Source organism: Sorangium sp. So ce367 (genome assembly GCF_051520455.1).
Classification (GTDB): Bacteria; Myxococcota_A; Polyangia; order Polyangiales; family Polyangiaceae; genus Sorangium; species Sorangium cellulosum_B.
Genome location: NZ_CP150334.1, coordinates 12960383 through 12979010, shown reverse-complemented (window position 1 = coordinate 12979010; position 18628 = coordinate 12960383). Strand labels below are relative to the sequence as shown.

Annotated in this window: 19 protein-coding genes; 18 read left to right on the top strand and 1 reads right to left on the bottom strand. The window is 70.6% G+C overall.

All coding sequences use genetic code 11. The features are described 5' to 3' along the window. The first annotated feature begins 19 nt into the window (after positions 1-19). Together WME97_RS49315 and hisN are read left to right on the top strand one after the other, a co-directional pair. A complete protein-coding gene (locus WME97_RS49315) occupies positions 20-1018 on the top strand; it encodes an alpha/beta hydrolase (RefSeq protein WP_437548221.1) in 999 nt (332 codons plus the stop codon). 118 nt (positions 1019-1136) lie between these two features. Then, positions 1137-1934, top strand: coding sequence for a histidinol-phosphatase (gene hisN, locus WME97_RS49310; protein WP_437548219.1), 798 nt, complete (start codon positions 1137-1139; stop codon positions 1932-1934). 28 nt (positions 1935-1962) lie between these two features. On the opposite strand, the gene WME97_RS49305 is transcribed toward hisN, so the two are convergent. Further along, positions 1963-2658: a TetR/AcrR family transcriptional regulator gene (locus tag WME97_RS49305; protein ID WP_437548217.1), complete on the bottom strand. Its 696-nt coding sequence runs from the start codon at positions 2656-2658 to the stop codon at positions 1963-1965. Between the two features lie 116 nt (positions 2659-2774). Here WME97_RS49305 and WME97_RS49300 point away from each other — a divergent pair, with 116 nt between their 5' ends. From WME97_RS49300 to WME97_RS49225, 16 genes are all read left to right on the top strand, one after another. Beyond that, positions 2775-3407 carry a hypothetical protein gene (locus WME97_RS49300; RefSeq protein WP_437548216.1) on the top strand — a complete coding sequence of 211 codons (633 nt, stop codon included), beginning with the start codon at positions 2775-2777 and terminating at the stop codon, positions 3405-3407. Between the two features lie 626 nt (positions 3408-4033). Then, entirely contained in the window at positions 4034-4417 is a 384-nt protein-coding gene (locus WME97_RS49295) for a (2Fe-2S) ferredoxin domain-containing protein (RefSeq protein ID WP_437548215.1), read from the top strand. A 14-nt stretch (positions 4418-4431) separates the two neighbouring features. Beyond that, positions 4432-4875 (top strand): hypothetical protein, encoded by a 444-nt coding sequence (locus WME97_RS49290; RefSeq protein WP_437548213.1) that lies wholly within the window; start codon positions 4432-4434, stop codon positions 4873-4875. A 5-nt stretch (positions 4876-4880) separates the two neighbouring features. Beyond that, positions 4881-5447, top strand: a complete 567-nt coding sequence (locus tag WME97_RS49285; protein ID WP_437548211.1) for an isochorismatase family protein — start codon at positions 4881-4883, stop codon at positions 5445-5447. 130 nt (positions 5448-5577) lie between these two features. Next, complete coding sequence (locus WME97_RS49280) at positions 5578-6984, top strand: sigma-54-dependent transcriptional regulator (protein ID WP_437548210.1); 1407 nt, start codon at positions 5578-5580, stop codon at positions 6982-6984. A 205-nt stretch (positions 6985-7189) separates the two neighbouring features. Beyond that, positions 7190-8173 carry a type II secretion system protein GspC gene (gene gspC, locus WME97_RS49275; protein ID WP_437548208.1) on the top strand — a complete coding sequence of 328 codons (984 nt, stop codon included), beginning with the start codon at positions 7190-7192 and terminating at the stop codon, positions 8171-8173. Between the two features lie 41 nt (positions 8174-8214). Next, on the top strand, positions 8215-8523 hold the full coding sequence (locus WME97_RS49270) for a hypothetical protein (protein WP_437548206.1): 309 nt from the start codon (positions 8215-8217) through the stop codon (positions 8521-8523). 50 nt (positions 8524-8573) lie between these two features. Beyond that, positions 8574-11159, top strand: coding sequence for a type II secretion system secretin GspD (gspD, locus tag WME97_RS49265; protein ID WP_437548204.1), 2586 nt, complete (start codon positions 8574-8576; stop codon positions 11157-11159). After that, on the top strand, positions 11156-12934 hold the full coding sequence (gspE, locus tag WME97_RS49260) for a type II secretion system ATPase GspE (RefSeq protein WP_437548203.1): 1779 nt from the start codon (positions 11156-11158) through the stop codon (positions 12932-12934). Before gspD ends, gspE begins: the two co-directional genes overlap by 4 nt. 8 nt (positions 12935-12942) lie before the next feature. After that, entirely contained in the window at positions 12943-14169 is a 1227-nt protein-coding gene (gene gspF / locus WME97_RS49255) for a type II secretion system inner membrane protein GspF (RefSeq protein WP_437548202.1), read from the top strand. Positions 14170-14175: 6 nt separating this feature from the next. Next, complete coding sequence (locus tag WME97_RS49250; RefSeq protein ID WP_437548200.1) at positions 14176-14589, top strand: type II secretion system protein GspG; 414 nt, start codon at positions 14176-14178, stop codon at positions 14587-14589. A gap of 3 nt (positions 14590-14592) precedes the next feature. Next, positions 14593-15042 (top strand): type II secretion system protein, encoded by a 450-nt coding sequence (locus WME97_RS49245; RefSeq protein ID WP_437530284.1) that lies wholly within the window; start codon positions 14593-14595, stop codon positions 15040-15042. 24 nt (positions 15043-15066) lie between these two features. Next, positions 15067-15765 (top strand): pilus assembly FimT family protein, encoded by a 699-nt coding sequence (locus tag WME97_RS49240; RefSeq protein ID WP_437548199.1) that lies wholly within the window; start codon positions 15067-15069, stop codon positions 15763-15765. After that, on the top strand, positions 15765-16424 hold the full coding sequence (locus tag WME97_RS49235; RefSeq protein ID WP_437548197.1) for a type IV pilus modification PilV family protein: 660 nt from the start codon (positions 15765-15767) through the stop codon (positions 16422-16424). Before WME97_RS49240 ends, WME97_RS49235 begins: the two co-directional genes overlap by 1 nt. A gap of 56 nt (positions 16425-16480) precedes the next feature. Continuing rightward, the gene (locus tag WME97_RS49230; RefSeq protein WP_437548196.1) at positions 16481-17140 is read left to right on the top strand and encodes a type II secretion system protein GspJ; all 660 of its coding nucleotides are present in this window, start codon (positions 16481-16483) and stop codon (positions 17138-17140) included. A gap of 3 nt (positions 17141-17143) precedes the next feature. Beyond that, positions 17144-18622, top strand: coding sequence for a general secretion pathway protein GspK (locus tag WME97_RS49225; RefSeq protein ID WP_437548195.1), 1479 nt, complete (start codon positions 17144-17146; stop codon positions 18620-18622). Positions 18623-18628 lie beyond the last annotated feature (6 nt).

Sequence of the window (18628 nt, the reverse complement as noted above, 5' to 3'; positions counted from 1 at the left end):
GTCCGCTACGATGCCCGCCATGATGCTTCGCCTGATGAAGAGGTTCGGCCTCGCGTTCGTGGAGACCACGACCGAACGCGCCCGCCGGGGGCCCGCGCGCCCGAGCTGGGGCTTCGGCTTCGAGTGCGTGGTCCGCTTTCTCCGCCGGGATTTCATCCAGCTCCTCGACCGGCCCTATTCAGAGGTCAGGGCCGAGCTCGACGCGCGCCCGTATTCCCAGAAGGCCGTCCGGCGCGTGAAGCGCACGGGCGACACGTTGAAGGGCGTCCCCGCGGTCTGGTTCGAGCCTCCGGGCGCGGCGTCGCGGGGCATCGTCCTCTACCTCCACGGCGGCTCGTACCTGTTCGGCTCCACGAGGACGCACGCGGACCTCATGGCGCGGCTCGCGCTGGCGAGCGGCGCCCGCGTCGTGGGCATCGACTACCGGCTCGCGCCGGAGCACCGCTACCCCGCGCAGCTCGAGGACGCGCTCGCGGCCGTGGATGCGCTGGTCGAGCGCGGCCATGCGCCGGGGGAGATCGCGCTCGCCGGCGACTCCGCGGGCGGCAACCTCGCGCTCGTCACGCAGCTCGCGCTGCGCGACCGCGGCGCGCAGGCGCGCTGCGCCGCGCTCATCTCCCCCTGGCTCGACCTCACCTCGAGCAGCGCCTCGGCGCGCGCGAACGACGCGACCGATTACGGTACCCGGGAGGGTCTCCTGCGCCAGGCGCGCGATTTCGCGGGCGCGACCCCGCTGGACGATCCCCGGCTGTCGCCGCTCCACGCGCGTCTGGAGGGGCTGGCCTCGCTGTTCATCCAGGTCGGCGACGCCGAGCGCCTCCATGACGAGGGCCAGGAGCTCGCGCGGCGCGCCCGCGAGGCGGGCGTCGACGTCACGCTCGACCTGCTGCGGGACATGCCCCACAACGGGCCGGTGCTGGCCGACTTCCACCCGGAGGGCGCGCGGGGCACGGACACGCTGGGCTCGTATCTCCGAGCGAGCCTGTCATCGGGCGCCCGCGCGGGCGACGCGGCCTGATGCGGCAGAATGCGGAGCTCGCTCCGGGGCGCCGCGAGGCGAGGTGGTTGCCGTGAGCGGGCGGCGCGCGTACGGGATGGCGCGGTGGGGCTCGCCTCGAGGGCCCACGGAGGAGACGATGACCCCTTCCCAGGACCTGGTCGAGCTGGCAGAGCGGCTCGCGGACGCCAGCGGCGCCGTGATCCGGCGCTATTTTCGCAAGGGCATCGAGGCCGACGACAAGGCGGACGCGAGCCCTGTCACGATCGCCGACCGCGAGGCCGAGGCGGCGATACGCGAGCTCCTTGCCGCGCGCGCGCCGGGCCATGGGATCGTGGGAGAGGAGTTCGGCCGCCAGAACGAGGGGGCGGAGCTCGTGTGGGTGCTCGATCCCATCGACGGGACGAAGGCGTTCATCACGGGCAAGCCGCTCTTCGGCACGCTCATCGCGCTGCTGTACCGGGGCCGACCGGTGCTCGGCGTCATCGATCAGCCCGTCCTCGGCGATCGCTGGCTCGGCGTCCTGGGCCGCCCGACGCTCTGGAACGGCGCGCCGGCGCGCGTCCGCGCGTGCGCGGGGCTGCCGCTCGCGCGCCTCTCCACCACGGGTCCGCAGTACTTCCCGCCGGCGAAGGCCAGCGCCTTCGGGGAGGTCGCGTCCCGGGCCAAGCTGGTGAGCTACGGCGGCGATTGTTACCAGTATGGCCTCGTGGCGAGCGGCAGCATCGATGTGGTCGTCGAGTACGGCCTCAAGCTCCACGATTTCGCGGCGCTCGTCCCGGTGATCACCGGCGCCGGAGGGGTCATGACGGACTGGGAAGGGCGCCCGCTCGACGCCGCGAGCGCCGGTGACGTGGTGGCCGCCGGCGACCCGCGCACCCACGCCGAGGTGCTCGCCGCGCTCCGCGCCGGCGATCCCCGGCACGGCGCGCGCTGACGCGCGCCGACGTTGGAGCGGCGGCGCCTCACGCCCGGAGCCCCCGGAACTGGAGGGTGAGGGAGCTCTTCAGCACGGGATCCAGCGCCGCGCCGAGCGTCACGAAGCCGCTGAGCCAGGACAGGAGCGCCGCGAAGTAGAGGGCGAAGATGTTGTGCGCCGCGGCGAGCGGGTCGATGTCGCCCGCGACCTCGCCGCGCGCCTGCGCGTCGCGCACGAGGCCCGCGATGCGGTGCAGGAACGCGAACGTGAGCGCGTTCAGCCGCTCTCCGTTCGGACCCGACGCACCGGGGAACGCCTTCACGAACGCCTGCGACACGAGCGGCTGCTCGCCGTACATCGCGAACAGCCGCTGGAAGACGTGGAGCAGCTGGGCGAGCAGGGGCTCTTTGCGCGGCAGCGCCTCGAACGCCGCGTCGACAGCGGCCGCGAGCCGGTCGTGCATCACCATCATGAGCAGGTCGGGCTTGTCGCGCGCGTGCACGAACACCGTCCCCGTCGCGACCTCCGCGCGCTCCGCCACCGCCTTGGTCGTCGTGTCGTCGTACCCGAGCTCGGTGAAGAGCGCCCACGCGGCGTCCCGGATCCGCCGCCGGGTGTCGAGCTTCTGCTGGGCGCGCCCGCCGCGCTCGGGCGCCGGCGCGCTCGGCGCCGGCGTGACCGGAGTTCGCGGCGCCGCGGCTCGCTTCCGGCGTTTCGTCGCGCCTGGAATGACCTTGCTCATCGACGGAGAACTCTGTTGCCGCGGACGCCTCCCCGTCAAGCGGCGAAATCCTTGACAGAGCGAGCGCGAAGAATGACCATGGTCAATGACTGAAGTCATCGAACGAGGGTGGTGCCATGGCTCTGGTGCATTACGACGAAGGCCTCACGATGCGGGAGGCGCGGGCGCTCTACTTCGAGGTGAACCGCTTCGGCGCGGACGGCGGCTACGGCGACGCGTGGGTCGACTTCAAGCTCGGTCCGCTCCCCGTCCCGTTCCCGAACACCCGGGCGCGCGTGCGCGCCGTGCGTTACCACGACCTGCACCACGTGCTGACGGGCTACGACACGAACGCGATCGGCGAGTTCGAGATCGCGGCGTGGGAGCTCGGCGCCGGCTGCAAGGGCTTCGTGGCGGCCTGGCAGCTGAACCTGGGCGGCCTCTTCGCGGGGCTGCTCTCGGCCCCGCGCCGGACGATCCGCGCGTTCTTCCGCGGCCGCCGCGGCGAGAGCCTGTATGGCCGGCCGTTCGAGGAGCTGCTCGATCGAGAGGTCGGCGAGCTACGCAGGGAGATGCGCGTCGATGAGCGCTCTTCGTCCGGTTCCAGCCCGGCGGCGCTCGACGTGCTCTGGCTCGCGCTCGCGAGCCTCGCGGGGCTCGTGGTCGGCGTCCTCGGGTTCGCGACCGTGCTCGTCGTGGCGCCGATCGGGATCGTGAACCTCGCGCTGCGCCGGCACCGCGCGCGCAGCGCCGCGGAAGCCGGGGCCTGAGGCGAGGAGCCTGCCGGCGTTCACCCCCCGAGCAGGTCACGAGGGCTCAACGAACCCCCAACACCTTCTCGCATACTCCACGATCACCTTCGCGATACCATGCTCAATCGATGACACGTCCGCGCGAACAAAATCGCCCTTGAGACGCCCACCGGAGGCAAGGACAGTATACGGGCCGTTATCGGACGGACCTCTACCACCATCAAGCTTTATTAGGACGATCGCCCCGTCGCTGCGCATGCGCTCCAGGATCGGGAGGACGGCATCGATTCCTCTCCACTGCGCTGAAACCGGGCTCAAACCAAGGTAGTTTGCTACCATTGGAATGAGTCTGTAATCACCTGTAGCCATGAAAACCCCTGGGGTGTGACACAGTAGCCTCCTGTCAAAACGCAGTCTCGATAACCCGCACAATTGGGGTTCCGAAGACGTCTGAACCGCCAAGCCCGCCGACAACCTCCGAGTACGGTACGCCACCGGGCCCAGGAATGCCTCGCGCACAGCATCTGTGCGCCCGTCCGGCCGCCGGCCAGCCCCCTGGCGAAGCTCGACGCGCCCCCCGCGCCTCCCGCCCCTCCCCCCGCCCCAGCTTGACCTGGCCCCCGCGACGCACGAGGATCCGCCTCGTGCCCCAGCGAAAGCGCTACCTCTTCGTCTGCGTCAACCGCCGCCCCGACGGCGTTCCCAAGGGCTCCTGCGCTCAGCGCGGCGCCGAGGGCATCCACGTGCAGCTCAAGGCCGCGCTCGCCGAGCGGGGCCTCGCGAAGGTCGAGGCGCGCGCCTGCTCCGCGAGCTGCCTCGACGTCTGCTGGGCGGGCCCCGTCATCGCGGTGGAGCCGGACGGCTACTTCTACGGCCGCGTGACCCCCGCCGACGTCCCGGAGATCGTCGACGCCCTCGCCTCCGGCCGCCGCGTCGAGCGGCTCGTGCTCCCGCCCGAGGACTTCACGGAGGCGACGGCCGCCCCGCCGCTGCCGTCGCCACCCCGGGGCGCGCCCCCGCAGGCGTGATGGGCGGAGGCGTGATGCGCGGCTTCGAGTTCTGCGAGACCATGGCCGGGAGCTTCCACCTGGTCGACTCGCCCTCCGACGAGCGGCCCATGTCGTTCACGATCCGCGCGCGCTCGCGCGGCCTCCTCGCCTTCCTGCGCAAGCCCGAGGTCGAGATCGAGGGCGAGATCGACGCCGAAGGCTTCGCCGACCACCGCTACCTCTCCGGGCGGCTCGGGCTCGACATCGCGCGCACCGGGACCCTGCCCTACTCCTTCGAGTTCACCGCCAACGACGGCCGCCGCTGCGCGTTCGCCGGCCGGAAGACCGTGCGCCCCGGCGACCTCATGACGTCGATGACCGTCCTGCCCGGCGTCCTCGTCGGAGACGGCGGCGCCCTGATCGGCGAGGCGCTCCTCCGCTTCGACCTGCGGAGCGACCTGCTCCGGTTCCTGAGGAGCTTCCGGGCCACGAGGTAGCCACCATGCAAAGGATCGAGCCCGCAGACAGCGCGGTCATCGTCATCGACGTCCAGGAGAAGCTCGCCGCCGCGATGCCGGCGCCCCAGATGGACGCGCTCACCCGCGCGGCCACGGTGCTGATCGAGGCGGCGCGGCGGCTCGGCGCGGCGGTCATCGCGACCGAGCAGTACCCCGCGGGCCTCGGCCCGACCGTCGCGCCCATCGCCGAGCGGCTCGCCCAGGCGGGCGCGCCCGTCCTCCCCAAGATGGAGTTCTCCGCCTGCGGCTCCGCCGAGTTCGAGCGCGCCTTGCGCACGTCGACCGGGCGCGCGCCCCGCGCCGCCATCGTCGTCGGCGTGGAGGCGCACGTCTGCGTCTTCCAGACCGTGCGCGACCTCGCCGCGCGCGGCGTCCTCGTCCAGGTGCCGCTCGACGGCGTCGCCTCCCGCCGCGACGACCACCGGCTCGCCGGCCTCGATCTCTGCCGCGCCGCAGGCGCCACCATCACCACCGCGGAGACCGTCGTCTTCGACTGGCTCAAGATCGCCGGGACGGACGACTTCAAGCAGCTGTCGAAGCTCATCCGCTGACCGATCCCGCGATCTTCGCGGGCGGCGCGCGGGGACCAGGTCGGCATGTCAGTTTGTCAGGCGCCGGATCGGACTTTGTCAGACCCGTGCTCTCCTGGACATGCCGCTGACGTCTGTGACACAGTGGCGCATGGCTGACGATCTGGCACAAGTCCCCTCGAGCGCGCCGCCTGCTGGCCCCGCTGCGCCGCCGCCCGGCGCGCCGACGGTCCTCGTGGTCGACGACGAGCCGTCGAACGTCGCCTCCATCGAGAAGATCTTCCAGCGCGACGGCATGCGCGTCATCACGGCGGACAGCGCGAAGGCGGCGCTGGAGATCGTGCGCAGCCGCCGCGTCGAGGTCGTCCTGACCGACCTGATGATGCCGGGGGTCAGCGGCCTCGAGCTGCTCCGCGCGCTGAAGCAGCTCGCGCCCGACACCGAGGTCGTGATGATGACCGCCTACGGGACCGTCGAGACCGCGGTCCAGGCCATGCGCGAGGGCGCGTACGACTTCGTGGAGAAGCCGCTCAAGCGGATGACGATCATCAAGAGCGTGCGCAAGGCGGCCGAGCGCCAGTCGCTCGTCGCCGAGAACCGCTCGCTCCGGCAGGAGATCAAGCTGCTCACGAAGCGCGAGATCGTCGGATCGAGCCCGACGCTCCGCCGCGTGCTCGACATCGCGACCCAGGCGGCGCCCTCGAGCGCCACGGTGCTCGTGCTCGGCGAGAGCGGCACCGGCAAGGAGCTGCTCGCGCGCTTCATCCACGAGCGCAGCGCGCGATCGCGAGGGCCGTTCGTCGCGGTCAACTGCGCGGCCATCCCGGAGACCATCCTCGAGGCCGAGCTCTTCGGCCACGAGCGCGGCGCGTTCACCGGCGCCCTCGCGAAGCGCGACGGCCGCTTCGCCAAGGCGGCCGGCGGCACGCTGTTCCTCGACGAGATCGGCGAGCTCTCGCCCGCCGTGCAGGTGAAGCTCCTCCGCGTGCTGCAGGAGGGCGAGTACGAGCCCGTCGGCGGCGACACGGTGCGCGCCGACGTGCGCCTGGTCGCGGCCACCAACAAGGACCTCCGCGCCGAGGTCGCCGCGGGCCGCTTCCGCGAGGACCTGTTCTACCGGCTCAACGTGATCGCGATCACGGCGCCCCCGCTCCGGACCCGCCGCGAGGACATCCCGCTCCTCGTCGACCACTTCCTCGGCGTCTACTGCACGAAGAACAACCGCCCCCGCCTGGAGGCGCCGCGCGACGTGCTCGCGCGCCTGACCGACTACACGTGGCCGGGCAACGTCCGCGAGCTCGAGAACGTGATCGAGCGCGCCGTGGTCCTCTGCCGCGGCGACCAGCTCTCCGTCGACGACCTGCCCGACTTCATCCGCGAGGCCGCCCCCGCCGAGCCGAGCTCGCTCACCTTCTCGGTCGGCACGCCCCTCGACGAGGTCGAGCGCAGGCTCATCCGCGAGACGCTCCGCCACGCCCGCGGGGACAAATCCGTGGCCGCGCAGTTGCTCGGCATCTCCACGCGCACCATCTACCGAAAGCTCGGCGAGCTGGAGTGACGCCGCGCGCGCCGTCCCGCGGACACGGCGCGCTCCCGTGCGCCGGCGCCCCGCGAAGATCCATTTGTCACTTTGGCAACGAAGGCCGTCCGACGCGGCTGGGGTGCGTCACCTTGGCGGGACAGCTTCCGAAATTTCGTGAAGACGCGGGAAACCACCGGCGATTGACCGCTGGCATGAAACTCGCCTAGAGGAGGATGGGCGCATGGGCATCGACGCGATCCTGAAGCGGTATTTTCCCTGGGTGCTGGGCGCGCTGATCGCGCTCGCCGCCTACTTCCAGGCGTCGGGCATGGGTCAGCTGGTGGTCTCCAGCGTCGCCATTGACGCCCCGCCGGCGCCGCCGAGCCCTCCGACGCGCCCGGCGTCGTTCGGGTCGACCGCGAGCAACACGGACCACGCGACGAGCGCCGCGGCGATCCTCTCGCGCAACCCGTTCGACTCGGTGACGGGGCCGCTCGACGGCAAGCCGGTCGAGATCCCGAGCGTCCCGCACGAGCTGCCCAACAAGGACCCGTACGCGGACCCCTCCTGCGACGGCGCCCGCGTCCTGCTCATCACCCAGGCCGAGGATCCCGCGTGGTCGTTCGCGGCCATGGCCGGCTCGGACGGCAAGGCGATCTTGCGCCGGCAAGGGGATGAGATCAGCGGGCAGACCGTTTACTACGTGGGGTGGGATCGGGTCTGGCTGACGTCCGGCAGCTCGCGTTGCCAGGCCGTCGTGGGCAGCAACCACGCCGTCGCCCGCGTCAGCGCCGCGCCGACGCCCACGCCCACGACGACGTCGACGGCCGCGGCGGGGAAGGCCCCACCCCGCGGCGGCAAGAAGATCCCGCCGGAGATCGCCTCGAAGATCCAGCGCGTGAGCGAGAACGAGTTCAACGTGGAGCGCAGCGCCGTCGACCACATCCTGGAGAACCAGGGCGAGCTGATGCGCTCCGCGCGTATCGTCCCCGAGAAGGAGGGAGACAAGGTGGTGGGCATCCGTCTCTTCGGGATTCGCCCTGACTCTCTGCTGGGGACGCTCGGGCTGGAGAACGGAGATCGGCTGTCCAGCATCAACGGGTTTGAGATGAGCGATCCGCAGAAGGCCCTCGAGGCCTACGCGCGGCTCCGGACGGCGGACCGGCTCACGGTGAGCATCAACCGCAAGGGCAAGCCGATGAACATCGACTTCAACATCAAGTGAGCGCTCCGGACTGAATCCAGGGACGAAAGCAGGGTAGCGGCATGGCGCGATGGATAGGGACGCTGAACGAGGGGAGCCTGCTCCGGCGGACGCTGATGGTGATCGGCACGTTCGTCCTCGGCTCGCTCACGTTCGTCGGGGTCATGAGCCTCATCCTCGTGTCGGTCGCCAAGGCCGTCCTGCCGCCCCACGACAAAGAGTCCGCGACGGACGCGACGGAGGAGGCCGACAGCGAGGCCTCCGCCGGCGCGAGCAAGACCGCCCTGGGCAAGACCTCTCGCTCGAAGCGGCCGCGGCCCCCCTCGCCGGCCGCGCGCGAAAGCGCGCCGAGCGCGCCGAACGCCGACTGAGCGGCGCCGCCTCCCCCCACCAACCAACGCAGAGAATATCGAGTCGACTGATGGTGATGACGACCCTCGAGCGATCCTGCTGCCTCCGGAGGAGGCTCCTCGCCGCGCCGGTGGCGGCGCTCGTGCTCGCCGCCGCGGCGCCGCCCGCCGCAGCGCAGCCCGCGAACCGCGGCGCCCCCGTGCTGCGGACCCCCGGCCAGGTCCAGCCGCCGCCCGCCCGCCCCGCGCCGGCCGCCCCGGCCGCGGGCGCTCCGCCAGCAGCTGGCGCGCCGGGCGCAGCCGCCCCAGGCGCCCCGGGCGACGCCGGGGACGACCCGCTCGCCGCGGTCAAGCAAGGGGTCCAGGAGATCGAGTTCAAGCCGAAGCCCGGCGGCTACAAGGTCAGCTTCAACCTCGACGAGGCCGACCTCCCCGAGCTCGTGAAGGCCATCAGCAACATCACCGGGCGCCGCTTCATCTACGGCGGCAAGCTCCGGCAGATCAAGGCCACGGTGTACGCGCCGGAGAAGGTGACCGTCGCCGAGGCGTACAGCGCGTTCCTGTCGATCCTCGCCTCGAACGATCTCACCGTCATCCCCCACGGCCGCTTCCTCAAGATCGTGGAGACGCCGGGCGCGGTGTCCGAGACGACCCCCGTGTTCGGCGCCGCCGCGCCCGTGCCCGCGGAGGACCGGTTCGTCACCCGCATGTACCGGCTGTCCCATATCGACGCCAACGACGCGGGCGGCGTCCTGAGCAAGTTCAAATCGAAGGACGGCGACGTCACCGTCTACCCGCCCGGCAACCTGCTCATCATCACGGACACCGGGTCGAACATCCAGCGCATGCTCCGGATCGTCGAGGAGATCGACGTCGGCGGCGCCGGCGATCAGCTCTGGGTGCAGCCCGTTCATTACGGCTCCGCGGCGGAGGTCGCGACCAAGCTGAACGAGATCGTCGACCCGAGCAGGGGCGCTGCGGGCGGCGGCAGGCCCGGCAGGGGCGGCGCCGGCGGCACCGGCGCCCGCATCATCGCGGACGACAGGACCAACTCCCTCATCATCACCGCCACCGAGCCGGACTACCTGCGCGTCCTCGGCATCCTGAAGCGCCTCGACGTGGCGCAGACGGGCGAGGGGCAGGTCCACGTGCTCTCGCTCCAGCACGCCGGATGCAAGGAGCTGTCGGCCACGCTGAACCAGGTCCTCGGCGGCGGGAGCGGCGGCGGCGCGCCCGTGGGCGGCAGGCCGGGCGCGCGCGCCGCCCAGGCGGTGCCGGGCTCGACGGACGACATCTTCGAGGGGCAGGTCAAGGTCACCTGCGACGAGGCGAGCAACAAGCTCCTCATCACGTCGTCGCCCCACGATTACGCCCAGCTGCGCACCGTGATCGACCAGCTCGACGAGCCCCGGCGGCAGGTGTTCATCGAGGCCGTGATCATGGACGTGAACGTCAGCCGCTCGCTCGATTTCGGCATCGGCTACCACGCCGGCGCGCCGTTCGACGGCCTCAACGCGGACGACAGCGTCGTCTACGGCGGCAACAACATCCGCCAGTCCGTCATCGGCCTGCCGGCGCAGCTCGGCGCGCTCGCGCTGGGCATCAAGGGCCCCGCGATCACGGGCTCGAACAACATCCTCGGGACGGGCATCTCGATCCCCGCGTTCGGCGTCGTCCTGCACGCGCTGGCCCAGGACGGCGACTCCAACGTCCTCGCGACGCCGCACATCCTCGCGACCGACAACGTGGCGGCCGAGATCTCGATCGGCCAGAACATCCCGCTCCAGACCAACGTGGGCGGCGGCGGGCTCAACCAGCTCGCGAGCCTGGCCGGCGGCGCGGGCGCCGCGGCGGGCGGGCTCGCCGGCCTCGGCGGCCTGCTCGGTGGCCTCGGCGGCGGCACCGCCGCGCGCCAGGACGTCGGCACGAAGATCAAGGTCGTCCCCCACGTCAACGACTCGGACCAGGTGCGGCTGGAGCTCTCCGAGGAGATCTCCGACGCCGGCGCCCCCCTCGAGGGCGCGCTCGGCGCGATCCCCATCAACAAGCGCACCGCGAGCACCACGCTCGTCGTCCGGGACCAGCAGACGGTCGTGATCGGCGGCCTCATGCGCGACGGCATGACCACCTCGGAGACGAAGATCCCCGTGCTGGGCGACATCCCGGTGCTCGGGTTCCTCTTCCGGCAGCGGGTCAAGACCAAGACGAAGACGAACCTCCTCCTCGTGCTGACGCCCTACGTGATCCGCGACCAGGACGACCTCCGGACCATCTTCGAGCGCAAGATGCAGGAGCGGCAGGAGTTCATCGACCGTTACTTCGTCTTCAGCGAGAGCGCCGCGTGGGAGCCGCCGCGCGACTTCGGCCGCGCGAACGGGCTCCTCGAGGACATCCGCCAGTCGATGCTGGCCGAGGAGGAGCGGGCGCGCCTCGAGGAGGAGGCGCGCCCGAAGGGGCCGCGCGAGCACGTGCCGGTGGACCCGGTCGGCCTGCCGACGTTCGGCGGCAAGGCCACCGGCGCCGTGCACATGCAGCCCGGCATGGCCGACATGGAGGGCGAGCCGGCCCAGCTGCCGCCGCCGCCGAACGGCGCCCCGCCGCCGCGGCCCACGCGGCGGCCGCCGGGCGGCGGACGGCAGATGGAGCGCGTGGAATGAGCCTGCAGCAGCAGCAGTACCTCGGCGAGATCCTGATCCGGCGGGGCGTCGTCCCCGCGGAGCGGCTCGCGCCGCTCTACGACACCGTCCGCGAGCGCGGTCAGCCGCTCGTGGACCTCATCGTCTCGTCCAACATCGCCGACGAGGCGAGCATCGCCAAGGCGCTCGCCGAGGAGTGCGAGGTCGGCCTCCTCCCGCGCATCGACATCGACGCGGTGCCGCTCGAGCTCGCGAGCCGGGTGCCGATCACCTACGCCAAGCAGCACAAGATCCTGCCGCTCGCCGAGCACGACGGGGTCGTCTACTGCGCCGTCGCCGACCCGCTCGACACGACGGCGATCGACGACGTGCGGGCGCTGTTCGGCAAGCCCGTCGAGATCGCGGTCGCCACGAGCGACGCGGTGCTGAACGCGATCAACCGCATCTGGGAGCGCAAGGAGGACGGCGGCGCGAAGCTCGAGGGCGACACGGCGCTCGAGGAGGACAACCTCGTCGACATCATCGACTCGGACGACGACGCCCCGATCATCGCCTGGGTCAACGGCCTCTTCGCGCAGGCGGTCCGCGAGCGGGCGAGCGACATCCACATCGAGCCCGAGGAGCGCGACGTCGTCGTCCGCTACCGGATCGACGGCGAGCTCTACGTCGCGAAGCGCGCCTCGAAGCAGTTCATGGCGCCGATCATCGCCCGCGTGAAGATCATGGCGGCGCTCAACATCGCCGAGAAGCGGCTCCCGCAGGACGGCCGCATCACGCTGAAGATCGCGGGCAAGAGCGTCGACATCCGCGTCTCGACCGTGCCGACGAGCCGCGGCTTCGAGCGGATCGTCATGCGCATCCTGCACAAGGCGTCGGTCCTGCTCGGGCTCGACGACCTCGGCTTCGCGCCGCGCGAGTACGCCATCATGGACGCGCTCATCCAGCGGCCGGACGGCATCATCCTCGTCACCGGCCCGACCGGCAGCGGCAAGACGACGACGCTCTACGCCTGCCTCAACCGGATCAACGAGCCCAGCCGGAACATCCTCACGGCCGAGGACCCGGTCGAGTACGAGATCGGCGGCATCCACCAGATCCACGTCCACCCCGGGATCGGGCTCACCTTCGCCTCGGCGCTCCGCGCGTTCCTCCGCCAGGATCCGGACGTGATCATGGTCGGCGAGATCCGCGACAAGGAGACCGCCGAGATCGCCATCCACGCGTCGCTGACCGGCCACCTGGTGCTCTCGACCCTCCACACGAACGACGCGGCCGCCGCCGTGACCCGCCTCGTTGAGATGGAGATCGAGCCGTTTCTCGTGCGGAGCAGCGTGATCGGCATCCTCGCCCAGCGCCTCGTGCGCCTGCTGTGCCCGGCGTGCAAGGTCCCCTACCGGCCCTCCGATTACGAGCTGCAGCAGCTCGGCCTCGACGAGGACCGGCTCGCCTGGAAGGCGCGGCGGAAGGTCTCGAACCGCTACAGCGTGCACGGACAGAAATACGATTACATCGGGCAGGACCTCGACCGGGCCGTGTTCTACAAGCCCGGGGGCTGCGATTCCTGCAACCAGAAGGGCTTCGTCGGCCGTCGGGGCATCTATGAGCTGATGGTCGTCGACGACGCCGTGGGTCCGCACATCCTGAAGAGCGCGGACGCGCAGACCATCAAGCGGGTCGCCATCTCCCAGGGGATGGATACGCTCCGGGATGACGGGGCGCGCAAGGTGCTCAAGGGCATCACCACCGTCGAGGAGGTCCTCGCGGCGACGCAGGAAGACGTCATCGTCGACGAGTAGGGAAGGCCGTGGCGGTATTCGAATACAAAGGCATCCTCGTCGGCACCGGCAAGCCGGTCAAAGGGGTCCGCGACGCGGAGAACGCGAAGGCCCTCCGGGCCGCCCTGCGCAAGGACGGCATCATGCTCACCGGCGCGACCGAGGAGCAGGCCGCGAAGGCGAAGGCGAAGCGCGATCTCAAGATCTTCGCCTTCGCGGGCCGCCCCTCGACGTCGGACGTCGCCGTGATGACCCGCCAGCTCGCGACGCTCATCGGCGCCGGCATCCCGCTCTTCGAGTCGCTCAATGCGCTCATCGAGCAGGTCGAGAAGGAGTCGCTGAAGAAGGTGCTCACGCAGGTGCGCGAGCAGGTGCGCGAGGGCACGAGCTTCGCCAAGGCCCTCGAGGCGCACCCCTCGGTCTTCCCGCCGCTCTACGTGAGCATGGTGCGCGCCGGCGAGGCGTCCGGCACGCTCGAGGGCGTGCTGACCCGCCTGACCGTCTTCATGGAGAACCAGGCGAAGCTCGTGGGCAAGGTGACCGCCGCCCTCGCCTACCCCGCGCTGATGGCGCTCATCGGCATCGGGCTCATCTCGGTCCTCATGATCGCGGTCGTGCCGAACGTGACCGGCATCTTCGCGTCCATGGACCAGGCGCTGCCCTGGTACACGGCGGCGCTCATCGGCACGTCGGCGTTCGCCTCGAGCTACTGGTGGCTCGTCCTCCTCGCGCTCGTGGGCGCGGTGTACGGGTTCCGCCGCTGGGTGCGGACGCCGAAGGGCCGCCTCGCCTGGGACACGTTCGTGCTGCAGGCGCCCATCTTCGGCAAGCTCATCCAGATGCTGTCCATCGCGCGCTTCTCGCGGACCCTCGCGACCCTGCTGTCGTCGGGCGTCGCGCTCCTCAGCGCGATGGATATCGTGCGGAGCGTGCTCGGCAACGCGGCCCTGGAGAAGGTCATCGTCGACGCCATCGCGTCGATCCGCGAGGGCCAGAGCATCGCCGAGCCGCTGAAGCGGAGCGGCCGGTTCCCGCCGATCGTCACCCACATGATCGCCATCGGCGAGAAGAGCGGGCAGCTGGAGGCGATGCTGGAGAACGTCGCCAATGCCTACGACTCCGCCGTGGAGACCCGCGTCCAGGTGCTCACGAGCCTGCTCGAGCCGCTGATGATCGTCATCATGGGCGGCGCGGTCGCGTTCATCGCGATATCCATCCTCATGCCGCTCATCCAGATGTCGAGCTTCGTCGGGTAGGTGGCTATGGGGCGGCGCAGGCAGCGAGAGAGCACGATCTTCTTCCCCTGGGAGCGCGGCGGCGGGCTCTTCCGGCGGACCGGCATGGCGCGGGCGAGGCCCTTCGCCGCGGGCCTCGCGATGGCGGTCCTCCTGCTGCTCCTCGGCGCGCGCGAGCGCCGGCTCGTGGGAATTCGATCGACCCGCGCCACGTTGTCCGTCGTCCACGGGGCGATCACCCTGTACCGCGCCGATCACGAGCGGCGGTGCCCGGGTTCCCTGGAAGAGCTGAAGCGCGAGGGATACCTCGCGATCGACCCGGTCGACGCGTGGGGCAGGCCGCTCCGGCTCACCTGTCCCGGAAGGAAGGATCCGGACGGATACGATCTCCTGAGCGACGGACCGGACGGCGAAATAGGCGGCCTTGACAGGGTGGAGTGAGAGATGGAGACGAACAGAGCAAGCAGCGCAAGAAGGATTCGACGGCTGAGCCGGAAGCTCTCGCGGGGCGTGACCCTGGTCGAGGTGCTCATCGTCGTGACGATCATGGCGATCATCGCCGGCGGCGCCACGCTCGTGGTGTGGCCGAAGCTCAAGCAGTCGCGCGTCAAGAGCGCCTATACCGGGGCGACGATCATCAAGAGCGCCGCCGAGCAGTACCAGCAGCTCGGGGCGGGCAGCGAAGGGTGCCCGACGATCCAGGCGCTGGTCAGCGCGAAGCAGATCGACGGCAACAAGACGGACGATCCCTGGGGCCAGCCCTACAAGATCAAGTGTGACGAGAACAACGACGTCCATGTCGTCTCGTCCGGCGACGACAAGAAAGAGAACACCCCGGACGACATCCGGGATGACATGAAGCAGTCGGATCTCAACAAGATCGCGGAGATGTAGCGCAGCGCGGGAGCAGGAGCGCCCATGACACGCCGTCGCACGAGGGGACTCACGCTGGTCGAGGTGCTGATCACCGTCACGGTGATCGCGCTCATCAGCGGCTCGGTCATGCTCGGCATGGGCGCTGTCACGAGCGCGCGGCTGAAGCGGAGCGCGGCGCTGCTCGCGGGCGCCGTCCGGGTCGCGTACGCCCACGCGAACGCGAAGTCGAAGCCGGTGCGGCTCGTCTTCGATTTCGAGGAGCGGATGATCGTGCTCGAGGAATCCGCGGGTGAGCTGCTCGTCGAGCGGAACGATCGGGCCGGCGGCGCCGCCGCGGCGACGGAGGCCGAGAAGGCGGCCACGGCGGAGGCCGAGGCGATCCTGAAGGGGCCGCGCGCGCCGCGGCCCTCGTTCGAGCCGGCGAAGGCGTACGGCTTCAACCCCGAGAAGGACAGGCCCGGCAAGGAGCTGTCGAGCGGCGTGCGCTTCCTCCAGGTGGAGACCGGACACCAGGACGAGCCCGTGACCGAGGGGCGGGCCTATCTCTACTTCTGGCCCGGAGGCCAGACCGAGCACGCCGCGATCCAGCTCAGCCTGGGCGGCGGGGAGACCGACGACGCGGTGATGACGGTGCTCGTCTCGCCGCTGACCGGCAAGACGGAGCTCAGGAAGGGCAAGGCGAGCATGCCCAGGCCGCGCGACGACGCCGAGGCGTCGGAGCGCGAGGACACGGGGCTCTGATGCGCGCCCGCGGCTTCACCCTGCTCGAGGTGATGGTGGCGGTCGCCATCCTCGGCCTCGGGCTGACGGCGATCCTCTCCGCGCAGGCGGGCGCCTTCTCGGCCGCGGCGCACGCGCGGAACCTCAGCCTCGCGAACGGGCTCGCGCGCTGCAAGATGACTGAGCTCGAGGAGAAGCTCGCCAAGGACGGCCTGCCGGCGCTCGACGAGGCCGACAGCGGGCCGTGCTGCGAGGGCGACGAGTCGCCGAACATCAAGTGCAGCTGGCGCATCGAGAAGCCCGAGATGCCCGAGCCCAAGTACGGCGATCTGGACCTCGACACCAACCTCGAGGGGCTCGGGGCGCTCGGCAAGCCGGGCGAGTCGAGCGGCACCGCGGCCCCGAGCGGCGACATCAACGATCTCGCGCAATCGCTGGTCGGCGGCGGCGCGGGGGGCGGCGAGTCGGGCGGCGGGATCTCGGGGCTCCTGCAGCCGTTCGTCGACATGCTCGCGCCGACGCTCCAGCCCATCTTCGAGGCGAGCGCGCGGCGGGTGACGGTCAAGCTGACCTGGCAGCAAGGGTCTCGGGAGCACGCGTTCGAGCTCGTGCAGTGGGTGACGATCCCCCAGATGGGCCAGCCCGACGAGGGCGCGGGCGGACAGGGGGGAGGAGGTTGACGGTGGCGGCGCGAAGGCCAAGCTCTCTCCGCAGGCGCCGCGGCCGCTCGCGCGCGGTGACCCTCCTCGAGGTCCTCGTCTCGGTCGGCATCCTGGCGCTCATCGGGACGCTGATCTACGGCGCGTTCGACGGCATGAGCCGCGCGCGCTCGGGCCTCTCCCGGATGGGCGACCGCTACCACCAGGGCCGCGCGGCGATCGCCCGCATCTCGCGCGAGCTCCAGACGGCCTTCCTGTCCAGGCACCAGCCGGCCGACAAGAACATCGTCGTGCGGCTCACCGCCTTCGCGGGGGAGGACTCGTCCCCTGCGGACCGCGTCGATTTCACCGCGTTCGCGCACCGGAGGCTCCTCCGGAACGCGCACGAGTCCGATCAGTGCGAGATCGGCTTTTTCGGCGCGCGCGACCCGGAGCGCGACAGGCTCGATCTCGTGCGGCGAGAGGCGAGGACCATCGATACCGAGCCGACGAGGGGCGGAGTCGTCAACGTGCTCGCCGAGGACATCGAGAGCTTCAATCTCCAGTACCTCGACCCGATCACCGGGGAGTGGGTCGACTCGTGGGACTCGACGCAGCCGGCGGCGCAGCTCGACCGGCTCCCCTCGCAGGTGTGGGTGACGCTGGTCCTGAACGGCGGGCCCGGCGGGGAGCCGATCAAGTTCGAGTCGAAGGTGCCACTCCCGATGCAGGTCCCCATCGCCTTCGGGGCCAACTGAGCCATGAGCCGCCCCAGGAGCCCCCACGCCGAGGATCGCGCCGCAGAGAGGCCGCGCGCCGGGCGCGCGCGCCGCCGCCTCCGGAGGCGGCGCGACCGGCGCGGCGTGGCGCTGGTCATGGTGCTCGGCGCGATCACGGTGCTCACTGTGTTCCTGACCGAGCTCCAGGAGGAGACCTCGACCGAGCTCTCCGCGGCGCTCGCCGATCGCGACGCGCTGCGGGCCGAGTACTACGCGAAGAGCGCCGTGAACCTGTCGCGGATGCTCATCGCCTCCGAGCCGAGCGTCAGCACGACGATCGGGCCGATGCTCGCGATCGTCGGGATCAAGGGGAAGTTCCAGGTGCCTGTCTGGAAGTTCACCGACATGTTCCTCGGCCCCTTCAACGCGCAGCTCGCCGAGGCCGCGGGCGAGGGCAGCGCGGCGCCGCCCCCCGAGGCCGCGGGCGAGGGCAGCGCGACGGGAAAGAACCTGGGGCTCACCGGCGGCGGCCGCTTCGAGCTCAAGATCGTCGACGAGGACTCGAAGATCAACGTCAACCGCGCCGCCGACGACGTGGGCGGCATCTCCGATCAGATCGCGGTCGGGAACCAGCTGCTCAGCCTGATGAGCGACGCGCAGTACAACACGCTCTTCGAGGAGCGCGACGGCGACGGCCAGTTCTCGGACCGCGCGACCATCTGCAGCGCGCTCATCGACTGGGCCGACCCCGGCGACCAGACGTTCGCCTGCGACGCGACGTCGAACGCCCCGAGCTCCACCGGCGCCGAGGACAGCTTCTACCAGACGGTCGGCCTCTCCTATCAGCGCAAGAACGCACCGTTCGACTCGGTCGACGAGCTGCGGCTGATCCGGGGCATGAACGACGACTTCTGGGCGACGTTCGTCGACCCGGATCCGAGCAACCCGGACAAGAGGGTCCTGACCGTCTGGGGCAGCCGGAAGCAGAAGGTGAACGTCTCGTCGGCGAACGCGCTGACGCTGCTCAGGCTCACGTGCACCGCCGATTTCGTGGATATCGCGACGACGACGCTCTGCAGCGACGTGAACCAGCAGTCGGCGTTCCTCACCGTGGCGTCGCTCGTGCAGAGCATGACCGGGGGGCTGCTCTTCCCCACCCCGAAAGATTATGTCGATGCGATGACCCAGAAGGCGGGCAGCTCGCTCGGGGGGATGCTCGGGCAGCAGTTCAAGGCGATGGGCGTGGAAGCTGTGAAGTTCAAGCCGAACGTCACGAAGTCCCTCGGCAACAGGACCAACTTCCTGAGCATCTACGCCGATGGCATCGTCCCGGGGAACAAGCGTGAGACGCGCGTGCGCGTCCATGCGGTGGTCGATCTCACGGGGGCGACGAAGCTCGACGATCCGGCCAAGGATCTAAAGGACCCCGCTCAGGCCAGCACCCCTCCGACGCCGGAAACATACGAACAGCAGGTACGATCGAACCCTGCCGGGACGATCATCTACTATCGCATCGAATAGGACACC

Coding starts and splice junctions, on each gene's coding strand:
- WME97_RS49315 (WP_437548221.1), top strand. CDS start 20: ATGATGCTTCGCCTGATGAAGAGGTTCGGCCTCGCGTTCGTGGAGACC.
- hisN (WP_437548219.1), top strand. CDS start 1,137: ATGACCCCTTCCCAGGACCTGGTCGAGCTGGCAGAGCGGCTCGCGGAC.
- WME97_RS49305 (WP_437548217.1), bottom strand. CDS start 2,658: ATGAGCAAGGTCATTCCAGGCGCGACGAAACGCCGGAAGCGAGCCGCG.
- WME97_RS49300 (WP_437548216.1), top strand. CDS start 2,775: ATGGCTCTGGTGCATTACGACGAAGGCCTCACGATGCGGGAGGCGCGG.
- WME97_RS49290 (WP_437548213.1), top strand. CDS start 4,432: ATGCGCGGCTTCGAGTTCTGCGAGACCATGGCCGGGAGCTTCCACCTG.
- WME97_RS49285 (WP_437548211.1), top strand. CDS start 4,881: ATGCAAAGGATCGAGCCCGCAGACAGCGCGGTCATCGTCATCGACGTC.
- WME97_RS49280 (WP_437548210.1), top strand. CDS start 5,578: ATGGCTGACGATCTGGCACAAGTCCCCTCGAGCGCGCCGCCTGCTGGC.
- gspC (WP_437548208.1), top strand. CDS start 7,190: ATGGGCATCGACGCGATCCTGAAGCGGTATTTTCCCTGGGTGCTGGGC.
- WME97_RS49270 (WP_437548206.1), top strand. CDS start 8,215: ATGGCGCGATGGATAGGGACGCTGAACGAGGGGAGCCTGCTCCGGCGG.
- gspD (WP_437548204.1), top strand. CDS start 8,574: ATGGTGATGACGACCCTCGAGCGATCCTGCTGCCTCCGGAGGAGGCTC.
- gspE (WP_437548203.1), top strand. CDS start 11,156: ATGAGCCTGCAGCAGCAGCAGTACCTCGGCGAGATCCTGATCCGGCGG.
- WME97_RS49250 (WP_437548200.1), top strand. CDS start 14,176: ATGGGGCGGCGCAGGCAGCGAGAGAGCACGATCTTCTTCCCCTGGGAG.
- WME97_RS49245 (WP_437530284.1), top strand. CDS start 14,593: ATGGAGACGAACAGAGCAAGCAGCGCAAGAAGGATTCGACGGCTGAGC.
- WME97_RS49240 (WP_437548199.1), top strand. CDS start 15,067: ATGACACGCCGTCGCACGAGGGGACTCACGCTGGTCGAGGTGCTGATC.
- WME97_RS49235 (WP_437548197.1), top strand. CDS start 15,765: ATGCGCGCCCGCGGCTTCACCCTGCTCGAGGTGATGGTGGCGGTCGCC.
- WME97_RS49225 (WP_437548195.1), top strand. CDS start 17,144: ATGAGCCGCCCCAGGAGCCCCCACGCCGAGGATCGCGCCGCAGAGAGG.